General features: G+C 64.8%; 24 protein-coding genes and 1 pseudogene. 17 read left to right on the top strand and 8 right to left on the bottom strand.

All coding sequences use genetic code 11. From position 1 onward, the window contains the following. Positions 1–38: 38 nt before the first annotated feature. Both ACVWYI_RS36975 and ACVWYI_RS36970 read left to right on the top strand, forming a co-directional pair. Positions 39–1,439, top strand: coding sequence for a selenium-binding family protein (locus ACVWYI_RS36975; RefSeq protein ID WP_247445299.1), 1,401 nt, complete (start codon positions 39–41; stop codon positions 1,437–1,439). 77 nt (positions 1,440–1,516) lie between these two features. Next, positions 1,517–2,110, top strand: a complete 594-nt coding sequence (locus tag ACVWYI_RS36970; RefSeq protein ID WP_456664620.1) for a hypothetical protein — start codon at positions 1,517–1,519, stop codon at positions 2,108–2,110. Here the strand turns inward: ACVWYI_RS36970 and ACVWYI_RS36965 are convergent. The 3 genes from ACVWYI_RS36965 to ACVWYI_RS36955 are packed head-to-tail and all read right to left on the bottom strand — an operon-like array spanning position 2,088 to position 4,696. Continuing rightward, positions 2,088–2,813, bottom strand: a complete 726-nt coding sequence (locus tag ACVWYI_RS36965) for a DUF1045 domain-containing protein (RefSeq protein WP_456664435.1) — start codon at positions 2,811–2,813, stop codon at positions 2,088–2,090. The genes ACVWYI_RS36970 and ACVWYI_RS36965 overlap by 23 nt on opposite strands. An 18-nt stretch (positions 2,814–2,831) precedes the next feature. Further along, complete coding sequence (locus ACVWYI_RS36960; protein WP_456664434.1) at positions 2,832–4,025, bottom strand: alpha-D-ribose 1-methylphosphonate 5-triphosphate diphosphatase; 1,194 nt, start codon at positions 4,023–4,025, stop codon at positions 2,832–2,834. Further along, positions 4,022–4,696, bottom strand: a complete 675-nt coding sequence (locus ACVWYI_RS36955) for a transferase hexapeptide repeat family protein (protein WP_247351363.1) — start codon at positions 4,694–4,696, stop codon at positions 4,022–4,024. Before ACVWYI_RS36955 ends, ACVWYI_RS36960 begins: the two co-directional genes overlap by 4 nt. Positions 4,697–4,879: 183 nt before the next feature. Here ACVWYI_RS36955 and phnC point away from each other — a divergent pair, with 183 nt between their 5' ends. The 4 genes from phnC (at position 4,880) to phnE (ACVWYI_RS36935) (ending at position 8,491) form a co-directional block, all read left to right on the top strand. Continuing rightward, entirely contained in the window at positions 4,880–5,689 is an 810-nt protein-coding gene (phnC, locus tag ACVWYI_RS36950) for a phosphonate ABC transporter ATP-binding protein (RefSeq protein ID WP_456664433.1), read from the top strand. A gap of 61 nt (positions 5,690–5,750) precedes the next feature. Further along, the gene (gene phnD, locus ACVWYI_RS36945) at positions 5,751–6,686 is read left to right on the top strand and encodes a phosphonate ABC transporter substrate-binding protein (RefSeq protein ID WP_247351361.1); all 936 of its coding nucleotides are present in this window, start codon (positions 5,751–5,753) and stop codon (positions 6,684–6,686) included. A gap of 75 nt (positions 6,687–6,761) precedes the next feature. Further along, positions 6,762–7,646, top strand: a complete 885-nt coding sequence (phnE, locus tag ACVWYI_RS36940; RefSeq protein WP_247351360.1) for a phosphonate ABC transporter, permease protein PhnE — start codon at positions 6,762–6,764, stop codon at positions 7,644–7,646. Continuing rightward, on the top strand, positions 7,643–8,491 hold the full coding sequence (gene phnE / locus ACVWYI_RS36935; protein ID WP_247351359.1) for a phosphonate ABC transporter, permease protein PhnE: 849 nt from the start codon (positions 7,643–7,645) through the stop codon (positions 8,489–8,491). Before phnE (ACVWYI_RS36940) ends, phnE (ACVWYI_RS36935) begins: the two co-directional genes overlap by 4 nt. 32 nt (positions 8,492–8,523) lie before the next feature. Here phnE (ACVWYI_RS36935) and phnF read toward each other — a convergent pair whose 3' ends face one another. Next, on the bottom strand, positions 8,524–9,252 hold the full coding sequence (phnF, locus tag ACVWYI_RS36930) for a phosphonate metabolism transcriptional regulator PhnF (protein ID WP_247351358.1): 729 nt from the start codon (positions 9,250–9,252) through the stop codon (positions 8,524–8,526). Between the two features lie 170 nt (positions 9,253–9,422). Here phnF and phnG point away from each other — a divergent pair, with 170 nt between their 5' ends. The 9 genes and pseudogenes from phnG (at position 9,423) to ACVWYI_RS36885 (ending at position 16,410) form a co-directional block, all read left to right on the top strand. Then, positions 9,423–9,836, top strand: coding sequence for a phosphonate C-P lyase system protein PhnG (phnG, locus tag ACVWYI_RS36925; RefSeq protein WP_247351357.1), 414 nt, complete (start codon positions 9,423–9,425; stop codon positions 9,834–9,836). 4 nt (positions 9,837–9,840) lie between these two features. Continuing rightward, positions 9,841–10,449 (top strand): phosphonate C-P lyase system protein PhnH, encoded by a 609-nt coding sequence (phnH, locus tag ACVWYI_RS36920; protein WP_456664432.1) that lies wholly within the window; start codon positions 9,841–9,843, stop codon positions 10,447–10,449. A gap of 4 nt (positions 10,450–10,453) precedes the next feature. Beyond that, positions 10,454–11,569: a carbon-phosphorus lyase complex subunit PhnI gene (locus tag ACVWYI_RS36915; RefSeq protein ID WP_456664431.1), complete on the top strand. Its 1,116-nt coding sequence runs from the start codon at positions 10,454–10,456 to the stop codon at positions 11,567–11,569. Next, positions 11,566–12,456 carry an alpha-D-ribose 1-methylphosphonate 5-phosphate C-P-lyase PhnJ gene (locus ACVWYI_RS36910; RefSeq protein ID WP_456664430.1) on the top strand — a complete coding sequence of 297 codons (891 nt, stop codon included), beginning with the start codon at positions 11,566–11,568 and terminating at the stop codon, positions 12,454–12,456. The genes ACVWYI_RS36915 and ACVWYI_RS36910 overlap by 4 nt, the downstream gene beginning before the upstream one ends. Beyond that, complete coding sequence (phnK, locus tag ACVWYI_RS36905) at positions 12,449–13,261, top strand: phosphonate C-P lyase system protein PhnK (protein WP_456664429.1); 813 nt, start codon at positions 12,449–12,451, stop codon at positions 13,259–13,261. Before ACVWYI_RS36910 ends, phnK begins: the two co-directional genes overlap by 8 nt. 52 nt (positions 13,262–13,313) lie before the next feature. After that, positions 13,314–14,012 (top strand): phosphonate C-P lyase system protein PhnL, encoded by a 699-nt coding sequence (gene phnL / locus ACVWYI_RS36900; protein ID WP_456664428.1) that lies wholly within the window; start codon positions 13,314–13,316, stop codon positions 14,010–14,012. A 12-nt stretch (positions 14,013–14,024) separates the two neighbouring features. Next, a pseudogene (locus ACVWYI_RS36895) lies at positions 14,025–15,183 on the top strand (alpha-D-ribose 1-methylphosphonate 5-triphosphate diphosphatase). Beyond that, positions 15,180–15,773: a phosphonate metabolism protein/1,5-bisphosphokinase (PRPP-forming) PhnN gene (gene phnN / locus ACVWYI_RS36890; protein ID WP_456664427.1), complete on the top strand. Its 594-nt coding sequence runs from the start codon at positions 15,180–15,182 to the stop codon at positions 15,771–15,773. Before ACVWYI_RS36895 ends, phnN begins: the two are co-directional and overlap by 4 nt. A gap of 25 nt (positions 15,774–15,798) precedes the next feature. Further along, the gene (locus tag ACVWYI_RS36885; RefSeq protein WP_247445285.1) at positions 15,799–16,410 is read left to right on the top strand and encodes a pyridoxamine 5'-phosphate oxidase family protein; all 612 of its coding nucleotides are present in this window, start codon (positions 15,799–15,801) and stop codon (positions 16,408–16,410) included. Positions 16,411–16,685: 275 nt separating this feature from the next. On the opposite strand, the gene ACVWYI_RS36880 is transcribed toward ACVWYI_RS36885, so the two are convergent. Beyond that, positions 16,686–17,417 (bottom strand): SDR family NAD(P)-dependent oxidoreductase, encoded by a 732-nt coding sequence (locus tag ACVWYI_RS36880; RefSeq protein ID WP_247351344.1) that lies wholly within the window; start codon positions 17,415–17,417, stop codon positions 16,686–16,688. A gap of 401 nt (positions 17,418–17,818) precedes the next feature. Here ACVWYI_RS36880 and ACVWYI_RS36875 point away from each other — a divergent pair, with 401 nt between their 5' ends. Then, a complete protein-coding gene (locus ACVWYI_RS36875) occupies positions 17,819–18,040 on the top strand; it encodes a hypothetical protein (protein WP_247351482.1) in 222 nt (73 codons plus the stop codon). A 21-nt stretch (positions 18,041–18,061) separates the two neighbouring features. After that, positions 18,062–19,015 (top strand): aliphatic sulfonate ABC transporter substrate-binding protein, encoded by a 954-nt coding sequence (locus tag ACVWYI_RS36870; protein WP_456664426.1) that lies wholly within the window; start codon positions 18,062–18,064, stop codon positions 19,013–19,015. A gap of 12 nt (positions 19,016–19,027) precedes the next feature. Here the strand turns inward: ACVWYI_RS36870 and ACVWYI_RS36865 are convergent, their stop codons facing one another. The 3 genes from ACVWYI_RS36865 to ACVWYI_RS36855 form a co-directional block, all read right to left on the bottom strand. Further along, on the bottom strand, positions 19,028–19,531 hold the full coding sequence (locus ACVWYI_RS36865) for a DUF6496 domain-containing protein (protein ID WP_247351340.1): 504 nt from the start codon (positions 19,529–19,531) through the stop codon (positions 19,028–19,030). Positions 19,532–19,599: 68 nt separating this feature from the next. Continuing rightward, complete coding sequence (locus ACVWYI_RS36860; RefSeq protein WP_456664425.1) at positions 19,600–20,382, bottom strand: alpha/beta fold hydrolase; 783 nt, start codon at positions 20,380–20,382, stop codon at positions 19,600–19,602. A gap of 4 nt (positions 20,383–20,386) precedes the next feature. Further along, positions 20,387–21,682, bottom strand: coding sequence for an O-acetylhomoserine aminocarboxypropyltransferase (locus tag ACVWYI_RS36855; protein WP_456664424.1), 1,296 nt, complete (start codon positions 21,680–21,682; stop codon positions 20,387–20,389). Positions 21,683–22,088 lie beyond the last annotated feature (406 nt).

Here is a 22,088-nt window from a genome sequence, read left to right as displayed (position 1 = left end):
CAGGCTGGAGCGAGCCGACGAAACAGGGAGGCAGTGCCATGACGATGAGGCCGGATCCCACCTTTCACGCATCGCCCAAGCTTGCGATGGAAGCACCTGCGGAGAACTTTGCCTACACGTTGCTGCTCAGTCCGGATTTCTCGAAACCGGATGCTCTCGCGGTCATCGACGTCAAGCCGGGATCGCCGACCTACAGCCAAATCGTCCACACCGTGACGATGCCCAACAAGGGCGATGAGTTTCATCACTTCGGCTGGAATGCCTGCTCCTCCGCCTTGTCACCGCTCGCCGGGCATGCCTTCATCGAGCGGCGCTATCTCATCATCCCCGGGATACGCTCGTCGCGGATTTACATCATCGATACCAAGCCCGATCCGACCAAGGCCAAAATCCACAAGATCATCGAGCCTGAGGAAGTCTTCAAAAAGACCGGCTACTCGCGGCCGCATACCATCCATTGCGGGCCGGACGGCATCTATGTGAGCACGCTGGGTGGCGGGGGCAAAGATGGCACCAACGGGCCTCCAGGCGTCTTCATCATGGATTGCGAGACGTTCGAGGTCCTCGGGCGGTGGGAGATCGACCGCGGTCCGCAGACGCTGCACTATGATTTCTGGTGGAACCTGCCGCGCGATTACATGGTGACGAGTGAATGGGCGTTGCCGCCGCAGTTCGAGAACGGGATTGTCCCGGAAGATCTGCTCGCGAACAAATATGGCCACCGTCTCCACTTCTGGGATCTTCGCGCCCGTCGCAATGTGCAGACCATCGACCTCGGCGCCAATCATCAGATGGCGCTGGAGGTACGGCCGGCGCACGATCCGGTTCGCGAATACGGCTTCGTGGGCGTTGTGGTCGACACCACGAATCTCGAAGCCTCGATCTGGACCTGGTGGCGCGAAGGCGGAAAATTCCATGCCGAGAAGACGGCGACGATCCCGCCCGAGCCCGCGCCAAAAGAGAAGCTCCCGCCGCTGCTCCAGGGCTTTGGCGCCGTACCGCCGCTGGTCACCGACATCGACCTGTCGATGGATGACCGGTTTCTCTATGTCTCGTGCTGGGGCACGGGTCAAATGCGCCAGTACGACGTGAGCGATCCGCGAAAGCCGAAGCTTGCGGGCTCGGTTCACATCGGCGGCGTCGCGCGCCGCACCCCCCATCCGAATGGCAAGGCATTTGCGGCCGGTCCGCAGATGGTCGAGATCAGCCGCGACGGCAGGCGCGTATACTGGACCAATTCGCTCTATTCCACCTGGGATGACCAGTTCTATCCCGATGGCGTTCCGGGTGTGGAAGTCATGGCCAATGTCGGTCGCAATGGCGGCCTCGAGCTCGACAAGGACTACTTCGTGAGCTTCCCCGACGGATATCGTGCGCACCAGATCAGGCTGGAAGGCGGCGATTGTTCGACGGACTCGTTTTGCTACCCGTCGGCCTAGATTGGGCACACGCAAGCCTCGGCGGGCTGTGGCTCGCTCTTGTTGCGAGCGGTCTCTATCACGGGGTCAATCCGGGAATGGGCTGGCCGCTCGCCGTTTCGGCCGGGCTCATGGACAAGAGCCCGCGCGGGCTCTTTCGCGCGTTGTGGGCTCTGGCGGCCGGACATCTCCTGGCAACATTTCTCGTGCTGCTGCCATTCGCGTTCCTGCTCGTGCTGGCCGAGTGGCAGCGTCCGATCCAGCTCGGCGCGAGCCTTCTCGTCATTGGTTTCGGCGTTTATCGGCTGGTCGAGCGGCGCCATCCGCGCACGCTGGCACGAATTCCGCCAACGCAATTGGCGCTCTGGTCATTTGCCGTCGCCATTGCCCACGGCGCCGCCTTGATGCTTGTGCCGATCTATCTCGGGCTCTGCCAGGCCTTCGAACTCGATGCCGGCCACGAGGCCGCCGGCGCGCTGATCAAGGCAAGCCTCGGGATGGCGGTGCTGGTGTCTTTGGTGCACGTTGCCGCCATGGTCGGCGCCGGCGGATGTCTGGCGTGGCTGGTCTACCGCCATCTGGGATTGAAATTCGTCTCGCGAAGCTGGTTCAATCTGGATGTCATCTGGGCGACCAGCCTCATTCTGGTTGGCGTTGTGGCCCTCGCCTTCAATCTCGCGAGCTGGCACTGACGCTTGACTGCGTCAAAGCCCACTCGCCGATGATGCGGAAGCGATCCTTGGCGTCACCCTGCCTGAACAGCGCGAAGCGATCGATCGCTAGCGTGTTGAGATCGAGCGCAGCAAACCTTGCCCGCAGCATCTCCAAGATCGGCCCGCGGCGCTCCGCGTCCAGCCGCCCCGTCAGCGTCATGTGGAAGCGGTACTCCTCCATCACGTAGGGATAGCCCCAGCGATCGAGATAGTCGCGCTGCCGTTCGCTGAGCTTCTCGGGCTTCCGCCGCCCGCGATCTTCCGCCGTCAGGGCCGGACGGAATGAATCGAACTCGCGGACGCAATCGGCGGCGAGCTCTTGAAGCGCATCGACCGGCTCGGCCGGAATGACCGCAATAAAACCACTGATGGAATCGACGATCGGGCGGATCACCGGTATCGTCCGCGCCTCGCCGGCGAAGGCCGCGCAGGCCGTCGAAAGCTCCGCTTCGGTCGTGCCGGGCGCGAGCGCCATCGGCGCCTTCAGCGTGCCGTGAAAGCCGTATTTGCGGGGATCTGCGGTGATGTCGCGCCAATCGGGCGCAGCATGCAGTGTGTCGCTAGGAAACGGCAATTCGTTGCCGGTATGGGCATCGTAGCCGAGCAGCTCGGCGCCGAAGCGGGAGAGGGCGCTGTTGCTGCCTGCCGCAAAATAGATCGCGTAGCGGGAAAGACCTGTCATCGCCGCAGCATAACCGGTTTAGGCCGCAACGACAGCCTCGCGCGGCGTTGCCACTGCTGCGAGCAGCCGCGTCGCATCGGTGAGATGCACGAGTTTGCCGCCCGCGATGACGGCCACGAGTCGCGGTCGCAGCGGAACGCTGTCGTCGACCAGCAGAATGTCGGCGCGCCGTCCTTCAGCGAGCACGCCACGATCGGCAAGGCCGGTCGCGCGCGCGGGTGCGGCGGAGACCAGGTTCCAGGCCTCGGTCAGCGGCAGCACGCCATCGGCTGCGAGGCGGAACGCAGCGAGCAGCTGCGCGGGATAATAATAGTCCGAGGCCAGCACCGAGCAGAGCCCCTTGGCGATCATGTCGGACGCTTTGGTCCAGCCCGTGTGGCTGCCGCCGCGCACGACGTTCGGCGCGCCGTAGACGATGGCATCGCCGTGGCTGGCTGCCTCCCGCGCCGTCTCCTCGTTGATCGGAAACTCCGCGATCGCCACGCCTATGGCGCGAAAGCCCTGGCGCACCGCCGGCGTCGCATCGTCATGCGAAAGCATCCGCACCTCGGCGGCGCGGGCAGTCGCGGCAAGCCGCGACACGGAAGCCGGGACCTCGCTGGCGCGCGAAAGCACGTGTCCCACCAGCCGGTCGAATTCCTCGCTCGACAGGCCGGTACGCTCCACCATGCGGTTGCGCTTGCGAGGCTTGGCCATGTCCCCGACCGTGCCGTCCATGTGGTCGTTGAAGGCGAACAGGTCGACGCGACCTTTGGCGAGCCATTGGCTCATCTCCTGCTCGGCATCGAGATTGTAGGTCTCGTGGCGCAGGTGGAAGCGGGTATCGGCCGCGAATTGCGGGCGCTGCCGTTCGATCGCTTCCATCAGGCCGCGCGCATTGTCGGCGCTGCGCAGGCCCGGCTCCCACGAACAGGTCGTGGCGTGAAACACCGTGGTGATGCCGTTGCCGATCGCCTGGCGGTCGCTGTCGGCGAGCGCCACATCGATCGGGAAGTCGACACCGGCACGCGGCATCATTTGCCGCTCGAAGGCATCGCCATGCAGATCGACGATGCCGGGCAGCACCAGCAGGTCGCGCGCGTCGATCGCAAGCCGCGTCCGGCCGCGAGAAGCGTCGAGCTGCGCAATGTCCGTTCCGGATACGAGAAGTGAAGTCTCGACGAGCTCGGAGCCGATCAGGGTCCGGCCGCCCTCAAGGAAAATGTCTGTCACGCGACCGCGCTTTGTTTGCTGCTGCCAAGAGGACTGTTGAGAGAACTTGCCCGTGCTTCATATGTCGAGAGGAAATCTTCAATCCCGAGCTTGCGGAAATCGGGCAGTGCTTCACGCAATTTGTCGTGATCCCAGTCCCACCAGGCGAGCCTGGCGAGCCGCCCGGCGATCTCTTCCGAGAACCGGCGGCGGACGATGCGCGCCGGATTGCCGGCGACGATGGTGTAGGCCGGCACGTCCTTGGTGACGATGGCGCCTGCCGCGATCACCGCGCCGGTGCCGATGTTGCGGCCCGGCAGCACGATCGCGCCATGGCCGATCCAGACGTCATGGCCGATATGGATGTGATGCTGGCGCCGCCAGTCGAAGAATTCCGTATCGTCGCTCTCGCCTTCGAAGTAGGCGCTCGAACGATAAGTGAAGTGCGCCTGCGTGGCGCGGTGCATCGGGTGATTGCCCGGATTGATCCGTGTCATCGCCGCGATCGAGCAGAATTTTCCGATGGTGGTGTAGGTGATCTGGGCGTCGTTCACGACATAGGAGTAATCGCCCATCGTCACATCGTGCAAAATCGTGCGCGCGCCGACCTCGGTGTAGGCCCCAAGCCTGGTGTCGTGCAGCCTGGCCGAGGGATCGATGGTCGGCTGGACCGAAAGAGTTTTGGCGGCCATGTTGCATCCGAACGAGAGGGCGGGCATTTCTCTTCGAGCGGCTTGATGACAATGTCATGACGACGCGATGACAGGGGATGAACAGGCGATGAGGTGTGTAGGATCGCCGCACCGCAACGCGCGTGTCACACAAGTGTCAAGCGCCGGCGTTAGCGGTGGGCCCAAGCTACTCTGGAGCCCTGCATGCTGGTGGTTGAAGGTCTGACGTGTCGCTTCGGCGTGAAAGCCGCGGTGGACGACGCTTCGTTTCAAGTTTCCCCCGGCGGCTTCGTCGGCGTGATCGGGCGATCCGGCGCCGGCAAGTCGACCCTGCTGCGGACCATCAACCGCCTGGCGACGCCGACGCAAGGCCGCATTGTGTTCGACGGCATCGACGTCACGGCGCTGCGCGGCAAGGCGTTGCGGCAGTGGCGGGCACGTTCCGCGATGATCTTCCAGCAGTTCAACCTGGTCGGCCGGCTCGACGTGCTCACCAACGTGCTGATGGGGCGACTCGCGACGATGCCGACCTGGCGCTCCCTGACGCAGACCTGGCCCGAGCAGGACAAGGCGCTGGCGATGTCCGCGCTCGAGCAGTTCGACATCGCCCCGCTCGCGGCCCAGCGTGCCGACCAGCTCTCCGGGGGCCAGCAGCAACGCGTGGCGATCGCCCGCGCGCTGGTGCAGCAGCCCGACATCATCCTCGCCGACGAGCCGATCGCCTCGCTCGACCCGCGCAACACCAAGATCGTGATGGATGCGCTGCTGCGCATCAACAAGCATTTCGGCATCACCGTGCTCTGCAATCTTCACTCGCTCGATCTGGCGCGCAGCTATTGCGACCGCCTGATCGGCATGGCGCAGGGCCGCGTGGTGTTCGACGGCGCGCCGGCTGAGTTGACCGATTACGTTGCGCGCGAGCTCTACGATCTCGAAGCCGCCGAAATCATGGGCGGCATGCCCGTGCCGGCGCCCCAGGGCGTTCCGGCACTTGGAACGGCGGCCGCCGCCTGAGCCGCGCTTGTTTTGTTTTCAGTTCTTGCGTCAACCGACCCCAACCGATGAAGAGGCTATCATGATCACTCGTAGACTAGTTCTTGCCGGCGCCGCCGCGCTCGCGTTCACGACCTCAGCCTCCGCCGACGACTGGAAAGCCAAATATCCCGAACTGACCTTCGCGGTCATTCCGGCGGAAAACGCCTCGGGCGTTACCGAGCGCTGGGCGCCGTTCATGAACTATCTCTCCAAGGAGCTGGGCGTGAAGGTCACGCTGCGCATCGCCAACGACTACGCCGCCGTCATCGAAGGCCAGCGCGCCGGCAACATCCATATCGCGAGCTATGGCTCGGCCTCGTTCGCCCGCGCCCGCCTGACCGGCGTCAAGACCGACGCCTTCGCCAACGACATCAACGCGGACGGCTCGACCGGCTACTACTCGGTGTTCTTCGTCAAGGCGAACAGCCCCTACAAGAGCGTCGATCAGCTCAAGGGCAAGAACCTTGGCCTCGTCGATCCGAACTCGACCTCCGGCAACAACGTGCCGCGCTTCGAGCTCGACAAGATGGGCATCGCGGACGCCGACACCTATTTCGGCAAGGTCGTCTTCACCGGCAGCCATGAGAATGCGATCCTGGCGCTCGCGCAGGGCACCGTCGACGTTGCGGCCAACCAGTGGACCAGCGATGACGATTCGACGCTGGCGCAGATGCTGACCAAGGGCATGTTGAAGAATGCCGACGGTCCGCCGATGAAGAAGGACGATTTCCGCATCATCCACAAGTCGGACCCGATCATCAACGGCCCCTACGCCTACAATTCGGACCTGCCGGAAGAGGCGAAGGCGGCCATCGCAAAGGCGTTCTTCGACGCGCCCGCCAAGGACAAGGCGGCCTTCGATCGCCTCCAGGATGGCCAGAAGAAGGGTTTTCATCCCGCCACCACCAAGGACTGGGATGGCACGATCGAGCTGATCAAGTTCGTCGATGCACTGCGTAAGAAGAAGGCGTCCTGATTTCAGGATGATGGCATTGGAGCCGGGTCGATGGACCCGGCTCTTTCTCTTTGATCGACCATTTTTCCTGGCCAGATGACCGTCGCGGTTTCGATCCTCCCCGAGCAGCAGCTCGCCGTGCTCAACGCCGCCTATCGCCAGGCGGTCGCGCGCAAGCGGCTGCGACTCCTGTTTGGAGCCGTGATCTTCGCTGCAGCACTGTTTCTCGCCGCGATCGGCGCGGAAGTGAACCTGCGCACCCTCTTCGCCCATTACGGTAACTTCCTCAGCTATTTCGACCGCATCTTCGCGCTCGACAATGGCCAGCGGGTTTGGACCGATGTCGGCGAGTGGCTGTGGGGCTGGCGCAAATGGCTGAGGATGCTCGGCGAGACGCTGTTGATCTCCTATGTAGGCACGCTGATCGGTGCAACGTTCGCTTTCGCGCTCAACTTCTTCGCGGCCGAAAACACCTCGCCGTCGCCCTGGCTGCGCTTCACGGTGCGCCGCCTGCTCGAATTCGCCCGCACCGTGCCCGGTATCGTCTTCGCTCTGATCTTCGTGATCGCCTTCGGGCTCGGGCCGATGGCCGGCGTGCTCGCGATCGCGATCCACTCCACCGGCGCGCTCGGAAAACTGTTCTCGGAGATCGTCGAGAACGCCGACATGAAGCCGGTCGAAGGCATTCGCTCGACCGGTGCGAGCTGGCTCTCCTGCATGCGCTTTGCCGTCGTGCCGCAGGTGACCGCGGGCTATGCCAGCTACGCGCTGCTGCGCTTCGAGGTCAATGTCCGGGAAGCCTCGGTGATGGGTTTCGTCGGCGCCGGCGGCATCGGCCAGGAGCTCGTCGTCGCCATCCGCAAGTTCTATTACTCGGACGTCAGCGCGATCCTGCTCACCATCATCGTCACGGTCTTCGTCATCGACATCAGCACCGGCTGGCTGCGCGGCCGGCTGTTCGGCAGGGAGACGCGGACGTGACGGGGCGGCAGGAGATCGACACCGTAGCGCTTCGCGCGCGCTATCCTGAAATGTTCGACCGGCCGGCCTCGGCGCGGCTTGCGATGCCGGCGATGATCGTCGCGGCGTTCGCGATCCTGGTCTACGGCCTCGTCGATCTCGATTTCTCGCCGTCGCGGTTTTTCGCAGGGCTGAACCAGCTCGGCTGGATCAGCCTGATGATGATCCCGCCGGATCCCGGCTCGTCGCTGCCGATCTATCTGAAGGCGCTGGGCGAGACGCTGTCGATCGCGCTGCTCGGCACGACGCTTGCGGCCGTGTTCGCGCTTCCGGTCAGCCTGTTGGCCGCCCGCAACGTGGTGCCGTCGAGCATTCTGCGCTTCCCGGTGCGACGTTTCCTGGATTCGATTCGCGGCGTCGATACCCTGATCTGGGCGCTGGTGTGGATCAACGTGGTCGGGCTCGGCCCGTTTGCCGGCGTGCTCGCCATAGCCGTGTCCGATTTCGGCGCCTTCGGAAAATTGTTCTCGGAGGCGATCGAGGGCGCCGACCAGAAGCAGGTCGAAGGCATCCGCGCGTCCGGCGGCAGTGCGCTGCACGAGATCCGTTTCGGTTTGTTGCCGCAGGTCCTGCCGGTGATCGCCGGTCAGGTGCTCTATTTCATCGAGTCGAATACGCGCTCGGCCACCATCATCGGCATCGTCGGCGCCGGCGGCATCGGGCTCCAGCTCGCCGAGCAGATCCGCGTGCTGGAATGGCAGAAGGTGTCGTTCCTGATCCTGATGATTCTGGTCGCGGTCGCCGCGATCGATTTCGTCTCGGGAAAACTCCGCTTCGCCATCATCGGGCGAAGGGCGGTGGCTTAATCGCAGACACCGTAGCCTCCATTTCATGGTTGCTACGACTCCACCAAAAATTCCACCCGCTCCGCGGCGAAGCGCGAATGCTTGGTGACCAGCGGCTTGCCGTCGAGGTCATGGTCGGTCGCGTCGACCACCAGAATCGGCCGTCCCAGCGCCAGATCGAGCCGTGCGGCGTCGGTTGCGTCGACGATGCCGGCGGTGATGCGGGTCGCGCCGCGACGATAGTCGCGGACGCCGTAATGCTCGAGCAGTTTCGTCATCGAGCGCGTCGCGGCGAATACATTGCCCGCCCCCGGAAACAATTCCGCCGACAGCCAGGTGGTGGAGACGCAGATCGGCGTGCGGTCGGCGAGGCGCATCGCCTCGATCCGCACCAGTGGTGCGCCGGCCTTCAATCCAAGTTCCCGCGCGAGTTCGCGGGTCGCGGCATCATCGGACGCCTCGATCAACCGGCCATGCGGTTCGCGGCCGTCCGCGCCGACGATCTCGGAGAAGCGGGTCCGCGAGCGCAGCGGATAGGCGAGCTTCTGCGCCTCGACATAGGTTCCGCTGCCACGCTCGGCCCGCACGATGCCGCGCTCGGCAAGCGCGGCCAGCGCGCGCCGCACTGTGTGGCGGTTCACGCGATAGGTTTCAGCGATCTCCATCTCGCCCGGCAGCTTGTCGCCGGCCACAAAGCGGCCGTCGGCGATGCCGCGCTCGATGCCGTCGGCAACGAGGCGCCACAAGGCGACGCCGGAGGAGGCTGTATCCTGCATGCTCATGTGGCCGGGAAGCTACTCCAGAAATCACGCCCTTGTCACGAAACAGTCATGGCGCTCCGGTATCAAGTTGTCTAGTATCATAGACAACTTGGATTCGGCAAGTTCGGCAAACAGGTTCGGTGGATTTGGTGACCCAGCACAACAATCAGCAAGCCCGGCGCAAGGCCGCAATGGCCGTGCTGGCGCACGCGGAGGCGGGCGAGATCGCCGCTCGCCTCCGCGCTCTCGCCCTGCCGGCGCATCAGGATTTGCGTGCGCCGGAAAATGGCCTCGTCATGCTGCGCGGCCGGGTCGGCGGCGACGGTGCGCCGTTCAATCTCGGCGAAGCGACGGTGTCGCGCGCCGCGATCAGGCTCGCGAGCGGCGAGGTCGGTTTCGGTTACACGCTCGGTCGCGACGGTGAGAAGGCGCGGCTGATCGCGCTATGCGATGCGCTGGTGCAGTCCAGCGATTTCGGCGGCGCGGTGGAGCGGGAAATTATCGCGCCGTTGCGTGAGCAGCTTATGGTCAGGCGTAAGCAGGCGGCGGCCGAGACCGCCGCGACGAAGGTTGATTTCTACACCATGGTGCGCGGTGAAGGGTGAGATCATGACCACGATTGCGGAACTGCCGCCGGGGTTCGCCGACAAGGTGCTGTCGGCGCAATCGACCTTTCGTTCGGTCATGGACGCGATGGCGCGGCCGGGGTCGGTCCAGCGCATCGTGCCGACATCAGGAGCGCCTCATATCATGATGCGCGGCACCGCCGCGATCGCGCTGACGCTGTTCGACCACGACACGCCGCTCTGGCTCGATGCGCGCATGTCGGAAAGCACCGACGTGACAAAATGGCTGAAGTTCCACACCGGCGCGCCGGTCGTGCAGGATTCCTCGATCGCAGGCTTCGCGCTGATCAGCGACGGCGGAGCGCTGCCTTCGCTCGAGCGCTTCGCGCTCGGCACCAGCGAATATCCGGATCGTTCGACCACGTTGATCCTTCAGGTCGAGAGCCTGGCCTCGGGGCGCAGCTTCGAGCTGCGCGGCCCCGGCATCGACGGTGTCGCGACGCTCCAGGCCTCGATCAGGCCGTTCGACCTGTTCGAGCGCCTGCGCGTCAATGAGACGCTGTTTCCGCGCGGCACCGATGTGGTGCTGGTCGCCGATGACGCCGTGGTTGCGATCCCCCGCACCACGCGTGTCGTGAACAAGGGAAGCTAGCCGCATGTATGTCGCAGTCAAAGGCGGCGAACGCGCCATCGAGAACGCCCATCGCCTGCTCGCCAGTGCGCGGCGCGGCGACCAAAGCGTTCCGGAAATGTCCCTCGACCAGATCTCGGAGCAGCTTGGCCTCGCCGTGGACCGCGTCATGAGCGAAGGCTCGCTCTATGACCGCGAGCTCGCGGCGCTCGCAATCAAGCAGGCGCGCGGCGATCTGATCGAGGCGATCTTCCTGGTCCGCGCCTTCCGCGCCACGCTGCCGCGCTTCGGCGCCAGCGAGCCGGTCGAGACCGGCGCGATGCGGGTGCAGCGGCGGGTGTCCTCGACGTTCAAGGACATTCCCGGCGGCCAGATCCTCGGTCCGACCTTCGACTATACCCACCGCCTGCTAGATCCCTCGCTCGCCGAAGGTTTTGTGCCGGACGCGCCGGCGACGGCCGAAGCATCGACAGTGCCAACGCCGCGGGTGACCGACATCCTCGGCCGCGACGGCCTTATCGAATCCTCGCCGCAGGCCGAGGAAGGCGCCAACGTCGGCGACCTCACCCGCGAGCCGTTGAATTTCCCGGCGGACCGCGACTTGCGCTTGCAGAACCTCGCGCGTGGCGACGAAGGTTTTCTGCTGGCGATGGGCTATTCCACCCAGCGTGGTTATGGCCGCAATCACCCTTTCGCCGGCGAGATCCGCTTCGGCGAGGTCGAGGTCGAATTTTCGGCGGAAGACGTCGGCTTCGCCGTGCCGCTCGGCTCGATCGAACTGACCGAGTGCCAGATGGTCAACCAGTTCAAGGGCTCTGCGACGGAAGCGCCGTGCTTCACCCGCGGTTATGGTCTCGCCTTTGGCCAGAGTGAGCGCAAGACCATGTCGATGGCGCTGGTCGACCGCGCGTTGCGCGCGCGCGAACTCGGCGAAGAGGCACTCGCCCCGGCGCAAGATGAAGAATTCGTGATGTCGCATTCGGACAACGTCCAGGCGACCGGCTTCGTCGAGCATCTGAAGCTGCCGCATTATGTCGACTTCCAGTCCGAGCTCGGCCTGTTGCGCAAGCTGCGCCAGGAGTTTTCTGAAGCATTCGCCGATCCCAATGCGCCCGACGCCATGAAGGAGGCCGCGGAATGAACGCGCCCGCCTACAACTTTGCCTATCTCGACGAACAGACCAAGCGGATGATCCGCCGCGCGATCCTCAAGGCGATCGCGATCCCCGGCTATCAGGTGCCGTTCGCCAGCCGCGAGATGCCGATGCCTTATGGCTGGGGCACCGGCGGCGTGCAGGTGACCGCTGCGATCCTCGGGCCCCAGGACGTGCTGAAGGTGATCGACCAGGGCTCCGACGACACCACCAACGCGATCTCGATCCGAAAGTTCTTTGCCAAGACCGCCGGCGTCGCCACGACGACGGCGACGGAAGATGCAACCGTGATCCAGACCCGCCACCGCATCCCGGAGACGCCGCTGCACGAGAATCAGGTGCTGGTCTATCAGGTGCCGATTCCGGAGCCGCTGCGTTTCCTCGAACCGCGTGAGACCGAGACGCGGCGCATGCATGCGCTCGCCGAATACGGCCCGATGCATGTCAAGCTCTACGAGGACATCGCCCGCTTCGGCCATATCGCGACGGCTTACGCCTATCCCGTGAAGGTCAACGCGCGCTACGTGATGGACCCGTCGCCGACGCCGAAATTCGACAATCCCAAGATGGACAATTGCCCGGCGCTGCAATTGTTCGGCGCCGGCCGCGAGAAGCGCATCTATGCGATCCCGCCCTATACGCAGGTCGTGTCGCTCGACTTCGAAGACCATCCCTTCGAGCCGTATCGCTTCAACGCGCCCTGTGCGCTATGCGCGGCGGAAAATTCCTATCTCGACGAGATCGTGACCGACGACAAAGGCGGGCGCATGTTCGTCTGCTCCGACACCGACTATTGCGAGGGCCGCCAGGCCGCGGGCCATCACGGCAGCCTGAGCGCCGCGCCGTACAAGGAGAAGGCGGGCTCACATGGTTGATCAAGACTTGGCTGATCCCGACATGCGCGAAAACGACCAGCCCCTGCTCCTCGCCAAGTCACTCAGCAAATCTTATGGCCGTATCGCCGCGTGCCGCGATGTGTCGTTCTCGCTCTATCCCGGCGAAGTGCTGGCGATCGTCGGCGAATCCGGCTCGGGCAAGTCGACGCTGCTCCAGCTCCTGTCGGGTCAGCTCGCGGCCAGCGGTGGGCACGTCTCCTACCGGATGCGTGACGGGGTCACGCGCGATCTCGCGTCCCTGGGCGAGGCCGAGCGGCGCTTCCTGTTCCGCACCGATTGGGGTTTTGTGCACCAGGATCCCGCGCAGGGTCTGCGCATGGCGGTCTCGGCCGGCGCCAATGTCGGCGAGCGGCTGATGGCGGTGGGGTGGAATCATTACGGCCGCATCCGCGATACCGCGTCGGACTGGCTGACCCGCGTCGAGATCGACATCGCACGCATCGACGATGCGCCTCGCACTTATTCCGGCGGCATGCGCCAGCGTCTCCAGATCGCCCGCAACCTCGTCACCGAGCCGCGTCTCGTCTTCATGGACGAGCCGACCGGCGGGCTCGATGTTTCTGTCCAGGCCCGCCTGCTCGACCTCGTGCGCAGCCTGGTCGCCGAGCTTGGTCTCGCCGTCATCATCGTCACCCACGATCTCGCGGTCGCGCGGTTGCTGTCGCACCGCGTGATGGTGATGAAGGGGGGCCGCGTCATCGAGACCGGCCTCACCGACCAGGTGCTCGACGACCCACGGGAACCCTATACCCAGCTCCTCGTCTCCTCGATTCTGCCGCCATGAGCTTTCCGAGATGAGCCTTTCCAGCGTGGGCCTTTCCAGCATGAGCCTTGCAATGACCGCCATGATTGACATCACCGATGCCAACAAGACCTTCACGATGCACCTGCAGGGCGGCATCGAGCTGCCTGTCGTCAGCGGCGTGACCTTCCAGGTCGATCCCGGCGAATGCGTCGTGCTCTCGGGGCCGTCAGGCGCCGGGAAATCGTCGATCCTGAAGATGATCTTCGGCAATTATCGCTGCGACTCCGGCCGCATCGGCATCCGCCATCGCGGCGCGCTGATCGATCTCGCCACGGCCGAGCCGCGCCAGATCCTCAACGTCCGCCGCGCAACCATCGGCTATGTCAGCCAGTTCCTGCGCGCGGTGCCGCGCGTCGCGACCGTCGATGTGGTCGCCGAGCCCCTGATCGTCAACGGCCTGGCGCGCGCGGAGGCGCAAGCCCGTGCCGGCCAATTGCTGCATCGTCTCAATATCCCCGAGCGGCTCTGGCAGCTTCCGCCCGCGACCTTCTCCGGCGGCGAGCAGCAGCGCGTCAACATCGCGCGCGGCTTCATCTCGGACCTGCCGATCCTGCTGCTGGACGAGCCCACCGCCTCGCTCGACGCCGCCAACCGCGCCGTGGTGGTTGAGCTGGTCGCCGAAAAGAAACGCCGGGGCGTCGCCATGGTCGCCATTGTCCATGACGACGAAATCCGTCATCTGATTGCCGACCGCATCGTTGACGTCACCAGTTTTGCCGCCGCCGCCTGAAGGAAGAGGGAAATGAAGGCCAAGCCGAACGACGTCGTGATCGCCAACGCCAGGATCGTGCTGGCGGAACGGGTGATCGAGCAGGGCTGGCTCGCTCTCGCGGACGGACGTATTGCCGAGATCGGCGAGGGCAGGGCGCCCGTGGGTGCCGAGGATGCCGGCGGCGATTTGATCATGCCCGGCCTGATCGAGCTCCACACCGACCATCTCGAAGCGCATTACGTGCCGCGGCCAAAAGTGTTCTGGAATCCGGTTGCTGCCGTCGTCTCCTATGACGGACCAGCTCGCGACATCGGGCATCACCACGGTGTTCGACTCGCTCCGGGTCTGGCGCGAGGACGGCGCTGAAGAAGTCGATGGCCGCGCTGGCGTGCTTGCCGCCGCGATCGCGACCGCGCGCGATGCCAAATTGCTGCGCGCCGACCACTTCCTGCATCTGCGCTGCGAAATCCCGATGCCGAGCGTGGTCGAGGAGGCCAAGGAGCTGATCGACCGTCCTGACGTCCGCTTGATGTCGCTGATGGACCACACGCCCGGCCAGCGCCAGTTCCGCGACGAGGTCAAGCTGCGTGACTATTATCGCGGCAAGGGTGGCGGCAAGACCGATGCCGAGCTCGACGAGCTGTTCGCGAAGCGCTTCGAATATCAGAAGCTTTATGCCGCGGCCAACATGCGTGAGATCGTGGCGCTGGCGCATGAGTACAAGATCCCGCTCGCCAGCCATGACGACACCACCGAGGAAAACGTCGCGGACGCCCTGCGCGATGGCGTTTCGGTCGCCGAGTTCCCGACCACGCTGGAGGCCGCGCGCAGCCTGCACCAGGCCGGCATCGACATCCTGATGGGCGCACCGAACGTCGTGCGCGGCGGCTCGCACTCCGGCAACATCGCCGCGGTCGATCTCGCCCGCGAAGGCCTGCTCGATATTCTGTCGTCGGATTACATTCCCTCGAGCCTCCTGATGGCTGCGCTGCATTTGCCTGAGCACGTGCCCGCCATCAGCCTTTCGGCGGCGGTTCGCACCGTGACGAAGGCGCCTGCGGAAGCGGTTGGCCTCACCGATCGCGGCGAGGTCGCGATCGGCAAGCGCGCCGATCTGATCCGCGTGCACGTCGCGGGCAGTGTTCCCGTCGTCCGCAGCGTCTGGCGCGAAGGAAGCCGTGTCGCATGAGCGAGACTGTGACCATGGCGCAGGACGCGACAGGCGGGATTGGACCCGGGCGGCTCGTGCTCGTGGTCGGCCCCAGCGGCGCCGGCAAGGACACCTTGCTGCGGCTCGCGCAGGCGGCTTGTGTCGATGATCGCGACGTCGTCTTTCCGCGCCGTGTCGTGACGCGCGAATCCTCCGCTGACGAGGACAATGTCGCGGTGAGCGCCGACGAATTCCGGCGCGCGCGCGAGCACGGCGATTTTGCCGTGCATTGGGAGGCGCACGGGCATTCCTACGCTTTGCCGCTTGAGATCAACGACGATATCCGTGCCGGGCGCGCTGTCGTCATCAACGTTTCACGCACCATCATTGGCGCACTGCGTCAAGCGTATGCAAACGTCGTCGTGGTCGCGATCACGGCGCCGCCGGATGTGCTGGCGCAGCGGCTTGCCGCTCGGGCGCGCATTAGCGACGGCAACGTCGCGGAGAGGCTGTCGCGCAGCGTCGACGCGTCGGACAATGCCGATGTCACCATCCTCAACGCGGGCAGCGCCGAATATCACAGCCGCCATCTCGTGCGCGTGATCAGGAATGAATGCTGGCACGAATAGCGGCCGGCGCACCAAGGAGGCTGGAATGTCGGTGATCGAAACGGTCGAGCAGCTGGAGGCTATCTACGGCGTCACCAACGACGCGTCGACCGTGAAAGTCGCCGACCACGTCACCCCGCTCTATCGGGTCTTCATCGAAAAGGCGCCGTTCGCCGCGCTTGCCACCATCGGACCCGAGGGCATCGACTGCTCGCCGCGCGGCGATCTCTCCGGCTTCGTCCGCATTCATGACCCGAAGACGCTGATGCTGCCGGATCGCCGCGGCAACAATCGCGTCGATTCCTTGCGCAACATCGTGCGCGACCCGCGGGTGTCGCTGATGTTCCTGATCCCCGGCTCCGGCAATGCAGTTCGAGCCAACGGCCGGGCGCATCTTTCCATCGATCCCGAATTGCTCGCCTCGTTCAAGGTCGAAGGCAAGGCGCCGCGCAGTGTCATGGTGATGACGGTCGACGAAATCTACTTCCAGTGCGCCCGCGCCATCGTCCGCTCCGACCTCTGGAATCCCGACAAGCGTATCGACCCCAAGACGCTGCCGACACCGGGGCAGATTCTCGCCGAGATGAGCGAGAACAAGATCGGCGGTGCGGAGTATGACCGAATCTGGCCGGAGCGCGCGGCCGCGACGATGTGGTGACGCTCTCTCGTCTTCCTCGTCCTGCTCGTGCGGGGAGAGGGGCTCTGAGGTCGCGGGACGTGCTCGGCCTGCATGGTTCGAGACGCCCCGCTTTGGCGGGCTCCTCACCATGAGGATCATCTCGCCGCGAAACGCGACCTCATCCTGAGGGCCCGCCGTGAGGCGGGCGTCTCGAAGGATGGCCGCAGGCGAGCTCCCCGCCACGTTTTTCTTCATATGCGATAGCCCCGTCCTGGAGGAGAGAGTGAAGGGGGAGCTCGCTGCGAGTGCTGCCCCTAATTGAACGCCATGCCGCCGCTGAGCGCGACCGTCTGCCCCGTCATGTAGGCGTTGTCGACCAGCAGCATCACGGCCTTCGCGACCTCCTCCGCCGTGCCGAAGCGGCCGAGCGGGATGCGGCTGACGAGCTGCGGCTGGCCACTCATCATGTCGGTCTCGATCAGCGACGGCGCCACTGCGTTGACGGTGACGCCTTCCTTCACCAGCCGCGCCGCATAGCCGCGCGTCAGGCCCTCCAGGCCGGCCTTGGACGCGTTGTAGTGCGGCCCGATCGCGCCGGCGCCGCGCGCGGCACCGGAGGAGATGTTGACGATGCGGCCCCATTTCTTCGCGCGCATCGTCGGCAGCACCGCCTGCGTGCACAGGAAGACGGATTTCAGGTTGACCAAAATCGTCCGGTCGAAATCGTCCTCGGTGAGATCGTCGATGCCGCGTGTGATGGCGATACCCGCATTGTTGACGAGGATGTCGATGGGGCCGAGCTCGTTCGTGACGCGGTTGACCATCGCGGTCGCGGCCTCGCGCTGCGATACGTCCGCAGCGACGGCGATGGCGCGGCCGCCGCGCTTGCCGATCTCATCCGCCAGTTGCTCGGCCTGCCCGATCCGCTCGCGGCAGTTGATCGCCACGGCCGCGCCGGCCTCGGCCAGCGCACGGCAGACCGCAGCGCCGATTCCGCGCGAGCCCCCGGTGACGAGCGCGGTGCGTCCCTTCAGAACCTCCGCCATGATCGGGCCTCCCTGTCAGCTGTTGCTTATGGAGCGGACAGTACCATGGCCGGCCGCGCACCGGCGTTGAACTCATCGCGAGATAAATTCGTTTGCCTGCGCTCGCACCGGGAGAAGTGCCGATGCGCGCCGGTGGCAAATATGGATACCCATTTCATTGACCGAACGCGTCAATCCCTCGATATTCGCAGCATCGAAACTGCTCCTTGAGCCGAAGCCGCCACATGAGAACCGATCACCAGCGCAACAACAACGACATGCATGCGTGCATGACGCGGCGCTGTTTCTCGGCGGCAACCGGCGCCTGTTGTTGCTGCTGAGCGCCACCTCACAGCGCCTCACAGCACTTCACGCAGCAAATCTCAAGACAGGAACGCCGAGACCCCGGCGAGCGAGCAGTCATGTCCCAACAGCAGTCCAACGCCTACATCATCGAAATCCACGACCGCGCCGCCGGCATCGTCACGCGAGACGCGCGCGGCTTCCGTTTCTTCTCCTCCGAGCGGCTGTTCGACAGTCTCGAAGGTCGCCAGTTCCGCTCGGCGCGCGAAGCCGAGCGTGCTGCCCGTGCGGTGTTCTCCGAACGAAGCCGGCGCGCGAATTCCCAATTTTTCGCCAACTGATCCCACCGAAAGGGCCACGTCATGATCAATCGACGACACATTCTCGCAACGTCGCTTCTGCTCGCGACCGCCTTTGCCGCACCGGCGCGCGCTGAGGACAAGCCGGTCGAAATCCGCATCGGTACGCAGAAGGGCGGCTTCTTCCCTGCGGTTCGCCAACGTCAAACGCTCGAAAGCGCCTTCAAGCCGCTCGGCATCGAGATCAAGTGGATCGACTTCCAGTTCGGCCCGCCGCTGCTGGAGGCCATCAATGTCGGCAGCGTCGATTTCGGCTTTGTCGGCGATACGCCGCCGATCTTCGCGCAAGCTGGCGGCGCCAGGATCCGCTATGTCGCGGCCGTGAAGTCCGACGGCGACAATCAAGCGATCATCGTGCCGAAGGATTCGCCGATCAAATCGCTGGCGGACCTCAAGGGCAAGCGCATCGCCTTCGGCAAAGGATCGAGCGCACACAATCTCCTGGTCGTGGCGCTCGAAAAGGGAGGCCTGTCCTGGTCCGATATCACCCCGGCGCCGCTCGCGCCGGCCGATGCGACGGCGGCCTTCGTCAAGGGCGCGGTCGATGCCTGGTCGATCTGGGATCCTTATTTGGCGCTCGCCGAATTGAAGGAGAACGCTCGGGTTCTCGTCTTCGACAAGGATGTGCACAAGCCGAACGCCTACTACATCGCCAACACCGATTTCGTCGAGAAGTATCCCTCGTTGGTCGCAAAGCTCAATACGGCCTTTGCGTCTGAAGGCGTGTGGGCGGAGTCGCATCACGAGGAGGTCGCAAAGGCACAGGCCGAGGCGACCGGCGTCGACATCGAAGCGGTCCGCCGCTTCGTCAATCGCTCCACCTATCGCGTGGTGCCGCTCGACGCCGAGGTGACCAAGAGCCAGCAGGCGGTCGCCGACCGTTTTGCAAAGCTTGGCCTGATTCCGAAGCCGGTCAACGTGTCCGACATCGTCTGGAAGTGGACGCCGGGTTCCTGAGCGAAACGAGACTCAACTCCGGCGGCGCGCCCTGGTGCGTGCCGCCTTCTTTGCGGCGGCGGAGCGGACGTTGGCGCCCTTGGTGCGGCTCGCCTTGCGGGCCGCGGCCGAACGCGACGCAGCCGTTCGCCGGCCCGCGGCGCGCTTGCCCTGCTTCGACAATGCACTGCGCGATGCGGTCGAGCGCGGCTCCTTTTTCAAAACCTCCTCGACGGCCCGCGACACGCGCGGCCGGCGCTTCGGAGTGCGCTTGCCCTGGCCGACCTCGTAGGCATATTTGGCGCTGCGGCGCGTCGTCTTCTTGACGCGTCCCTTTCGCGGCGGCGGGAGATCGACGCCGGCGCGGCGCGCCTCGGACAGACCGATGGCGACAGCCTGCCGCGTCGAGCGCGCACCATGCTTGCCCTTGCGGATCTTGTCGATCTCGTCCTTGACGAATTCGCCGGCCTGCGTGCTTGCCGATTTGCCGGCACGCTTGTCTTGTCTGGCTTTGCGGATGACTTCCTGTCTTGGCATAGGTTCAGTTCCCTCTGGATTTCACAGGGATGTCTGACCGCAACGCGCAAGATGGACGATTGATCCTTTCAGTTCCTGAGCGCAGCCAGCAGTTCATCCGGGCGTTCGGCCATGATCATGTGGCCCGCGCCCGGTACCACGATTGTCTTCGCATGCGGGATCGCGGCCGCGAGTGCCTTGCCGGCCTTCACTGGTGTCATCATGTCTCGCTCGCCGAGGATGAGTGTGACTGGCACCTTCACGCTCGCGGCAGCGGTGAGCGCATTCGCGTAAGCATTGCAGGCGGACAAATCCCTGAACAGCACGCCCGGCTCGCAAGTCTTGAGCACGGCCTGCGCGCCGCCATGCATCCACAGGCCCGGTGCGAGGCTGCCGCCGAGCTCGGCGTTGAAGCCGAGGCCCCAGATCGAGACCATGTCGAGCGCGTCCCGGTCGTTGGCCTCGGCCGCCTTCAGCAGATCCGGGCCGACCGTCATGGTCGCGGCCGTGCCGATCAGGCTCAGTGCGGAGACCTTGTCCGGGTGACGCGCCGCCGTCTCTAGCGAGATCAGCGATCCCATGGAATGGCCGATCAGATGCGCCTTCGTAACTCCGGCCGCATCCAGCAGCGCGGCCGTCCAGTCGGCCATCTCGGCGATGCTGCCAAGCGATGGTCCAGGGGAGCGGCCGTGACCGGGCATATCAGGCGCCAGCACCGCAAAACCGTGATGGGCGAACCAGCGCGTGTGCAGTGCCCAGGTCGAACGATCGAAGCCGGCGCCATGGAGGAAGACGACCGCAGGCAGGGATCTGTCGAAGTCGCGGCCGCCGGTTGCGACAAACATTTCGGCGCCGTTGACGGAAAGCTTCATGGTGTCAGACCTTTTGCGAGATGCGCAGCGCTTGGCTGAGATCGTCGATGATATCACTTGCGGTCTCGATGCCGACCGACAGCCGCACCAGCTCTTCGCCGATGCCGGAGGCCTTGAGCTGCTCGGCGTCCATCTGCTGATGTGTGGTCGAGGCGGGGTGGATCACCAGCGTCTTGGCGTCGCCGACATTGGCGAGATGGCTGATCATGCGCAGCGATTCGATGAACTTGCGCCCCGCGGGCCGCCCGCCCTTGATGCCGAAGGAGACGATCGAGCCGGCGCCGCGCGGCAGCAATTGTTTTGCCAGCTGGTAATCCGCGTGGTCCTCGAGCGAGGGATGCAGCACCCAATCCACCGCCTTGTTGGCTTTCAGCGCTTGCAGCACGAGATGCGTGTTCTGGATGTGGCGGTCCATGCGCACGCCGAGCGTCTCCACGCCCTGCAGGAGCTGGAACGCGTTGGTCGGCGACAGGCAAGCACCGAAATCGCGCAGGCCTTCGGTGCGCGCGCGCATGATGAAGGCAGCCGTGCCGAACTGCTCGTCGAAGACGATGCCGTGATAGCCGCCATAGGGTTCGGTCAGCACGCCGAATTTTCCGGATGAACGCCAATCAAACCGGCCGCCGTCGACAATGGCGCCGCCGATGGCGATGCCGTGGCCGCCGATCCATTTGGTCGCCGAATGCATGACGAGGTCGGCGCCGAGCTCGATCGGACGGCTGAGATAGGGCGTGGCAAAGGTGTTGTCGATCAGCAGCGGAATTTTCGCGTCATGCGCGATCGCCGCGACCTTCGGAATATCAAGCACCTCAAGCCCGGGATTGCCGATGGTCTCGCCGATCACCAGCTTTGTGTTCGGCTTGATCGCCACGCGGAATGCATCGAGATCGCGCGGCTTCACAAAAGTCGTGGTGATGCCGAAGCGCGGCAGCGTGTGCGCCAGCAGATTGATGGTGCCGCCATAGAGCGAGCTCGACGCCACGATATGGTCGCCGGCGTTCAGAAGCGTGGCGATGGCGAGATGCAGCGCCGCCATGCCGCTCGCGGTGCAGATCGCGCCGACGCCGCCCTCCAGTGCTGCGAGCCGCTCCTCCAGCACGCCGGTGGTGGGATTGGAGATGCGCGTATAGATATGGCCGGCGCGTTCGAGATTGAATAGCGCGGCGGCGTGATCGGAATCCTGGAACACGTAGGACGTGGTCTGGTAGATCGGCACCGCGCGGGCGCCGGTCGCGGGATCCGGATGCTGGCCCGCATGCAGGCTCAGGGTCTCGAAGGCGGGCGGTTTTGGCGCGGGCATGCGTGGCCTCGTTGGTCGGTCGGCGGAGGCGGCTCTTGTGCCACAAACCGCGCACTGCGTCAGCCCATTGACTACGGCGCGCGGCGGCTCGCAACGAGAGTGTGATGCGAGCCCGTGGCTGCAACGGCAGGACGCTCCTTTCTCCTCGCATGCGGGGGAGTGGACCATCCGCTAGGCCCTGCACTCACCAAGCGGCTGGCCGCTTGATGTCCGGTTTACCGCCAACATCGGCCGAAGAGCGGATGGCCTCCGAGGTCGCAGATGGGCCAGATCCAGAAGTCGCGCTCGTCTCGGTCCATTCCTGTATTCTGATCGAACCCGAAATGTCGAAATGGTGTAAAAGCCGCGCTTCGCGTTATCGGAGCATAAACGCTGAGGCATCATAAGGAGGTAGCAACCTAGGCTG

This window comes from Bradyrhizobium sp. LB13.1 (assembly GCF_054056815.1).
This window is presented reverse-complemented; position numbering and strand designations above follow the sequence as displayed.

Bases quoted from the DNA above. Each gene is read 5' to 3' on its own strand.
- ACVWYI_RS36955 (WP_247351363.1), bottom strand. From the start codon at position 4,696: ATGGCCGCCAAAACTCTTTCGGTCCAGCCGACCATCGATCCCTCGGCC.
- phnN (WP_456664427.1), top strand. From the start codon at position 15,180: ATGAGCGAGACTGTGACCATGGCGCAGGACGCGACAGGCGGGATTGGA.
- ACVWYI_RS36875 (WP_247351482.1), top strand. From the start codon at position 17,819: ATGTCCCAACAGCAGTCCAACGCCTACATCATCGAAATCCACGACCGC.
- ACVWYI_RS36870 (WP_456664426.1), top strand. From the start codon at position 18,062: ATGATCAATCGACGACACATTCTCGCAACGTCGCTTCTGCTCGCGACC.
- ACVWYI_RS36885 (WP_247445285.1), top strand. From the start codon at position 15,799: ATGTCGGTGATCGAAACGGTCGAGCAGCTGGAGGCTATCTACGGCGTC.
- ACVWYI_RS36880 (WP_247351344.1), bottom strand. From the start codon at position 17,417: ATGGCGGAGGTTCTGAAGGGACGCACCGCGCTCGTCACCGGGGGCTCG.
- ACVWYI_RS36865 (WP_247351340.1), bottom strand. From the start codon at position 19,531: ATGCCAAGACAGGAAGTCATCCGCAAAGCCAGACAAGACAAGCGTGCC.
- phnC (WP_456664433.1), top strand. From the start codon at position 4,880: ATGCTGGTGGTTGAAGGTCTGACGTGTCGCTTCGGCGTGAAAGCCGCG.
- ACVWYI_RS36965 (WP_456664435.1), bottom strand. From the start codon at position 2,813: ATGACAGGTCTTTCCCGCTACGCGATCTATTTTGCGGCAGGCAGCAAC.
- phnD (WP_247351361.1), top strand. From the start codon at position 5,751: ATGATCACTCGTAGACTAGTTCTTGCCGGCGCCGCCGCGCTCGCGTTC.
- phnE (WP_247351360.1), top strand. From the start codon at position 6,762: ATGACCGTCGCGGTTTCGATCCTCCCCGAGCAGCAGCTCGCCGTGCTC.
- ACVWYI_RS36975 (WP_247445299.1), top strand. From the start codon at position 39: ATGACGATGAGGCCGGATCCCACCTTTCACGCATCGCCCAAGCTTGCG.
- ACVWYI_RS36970 (WP_456664620.1), top strand. From the start codon at position 1,517: ATGGGCTGGCCGCTCGCCGTTTCGGCCGGGCTCATGGACAAGAGCCCG.
- phnL (WP_456664428.1), top strand. From the start codon at position 13,314: ATGACCGCCATGATTGACATCACCGATGCCAACAAGACCTTCACGATG.
- ACVWYI_RS36855 (WP_456664424.1), bottom strand. From the start codon at position 21,682: ATGCCCGCGCCAAAACCGCCCGCCTTCGAGACCCTGAGCCTGCATGCG.
- phnK (WP_456664429.1), top strand. From the start codon at position 12,449: ATGGTTGATCAAGACTTGGCTGATCCCGACATGCGCGAAAACGACCAG.
- phnF (WP_247351358.1), bottom strand. From the start codon at position 9,252: ATGAGCATGCAGGATACAGCCTCCTCCGGCGTCGCCTTGTGGCGCCTC.
- phnH (WP_456664432.1), top strand. From the start codon at position 9,841: ATGACCACGATTGCGGAACTGCCGCCGGGGTTCGCCGACAAGGTGCTG.
- ACVWYI_RS36915 (WP_456664431.1), top strand. From the start codon at position 10,454: ATGTATGTCGCAGTCAAAGGCGGCGAACGCGCCATCGAGAACGCCCAT.
- phnG (WP_247351357.1), top strand. From the start codon at position 9,423: ATGGCCGTGCTGGCGCACGCGGAGGCGGGCGAGATCGCCGCTCGCCTC.
- ACVWYI_RS36910 (WP_456664430.1), top strand. From the start codon at position 11,566: ATGAACGCGCCCGCCTACAACTTTGCCTATCTCGACGAACAGACCAAG.
- ACVWYI_RS36860 (WP_456664425.1), bottom strand. From the start codon at position 20,382: ATGAAGCTTTCCGTCAACGGCGCCGAAATGTTTGTCGCAACCGGCGGC.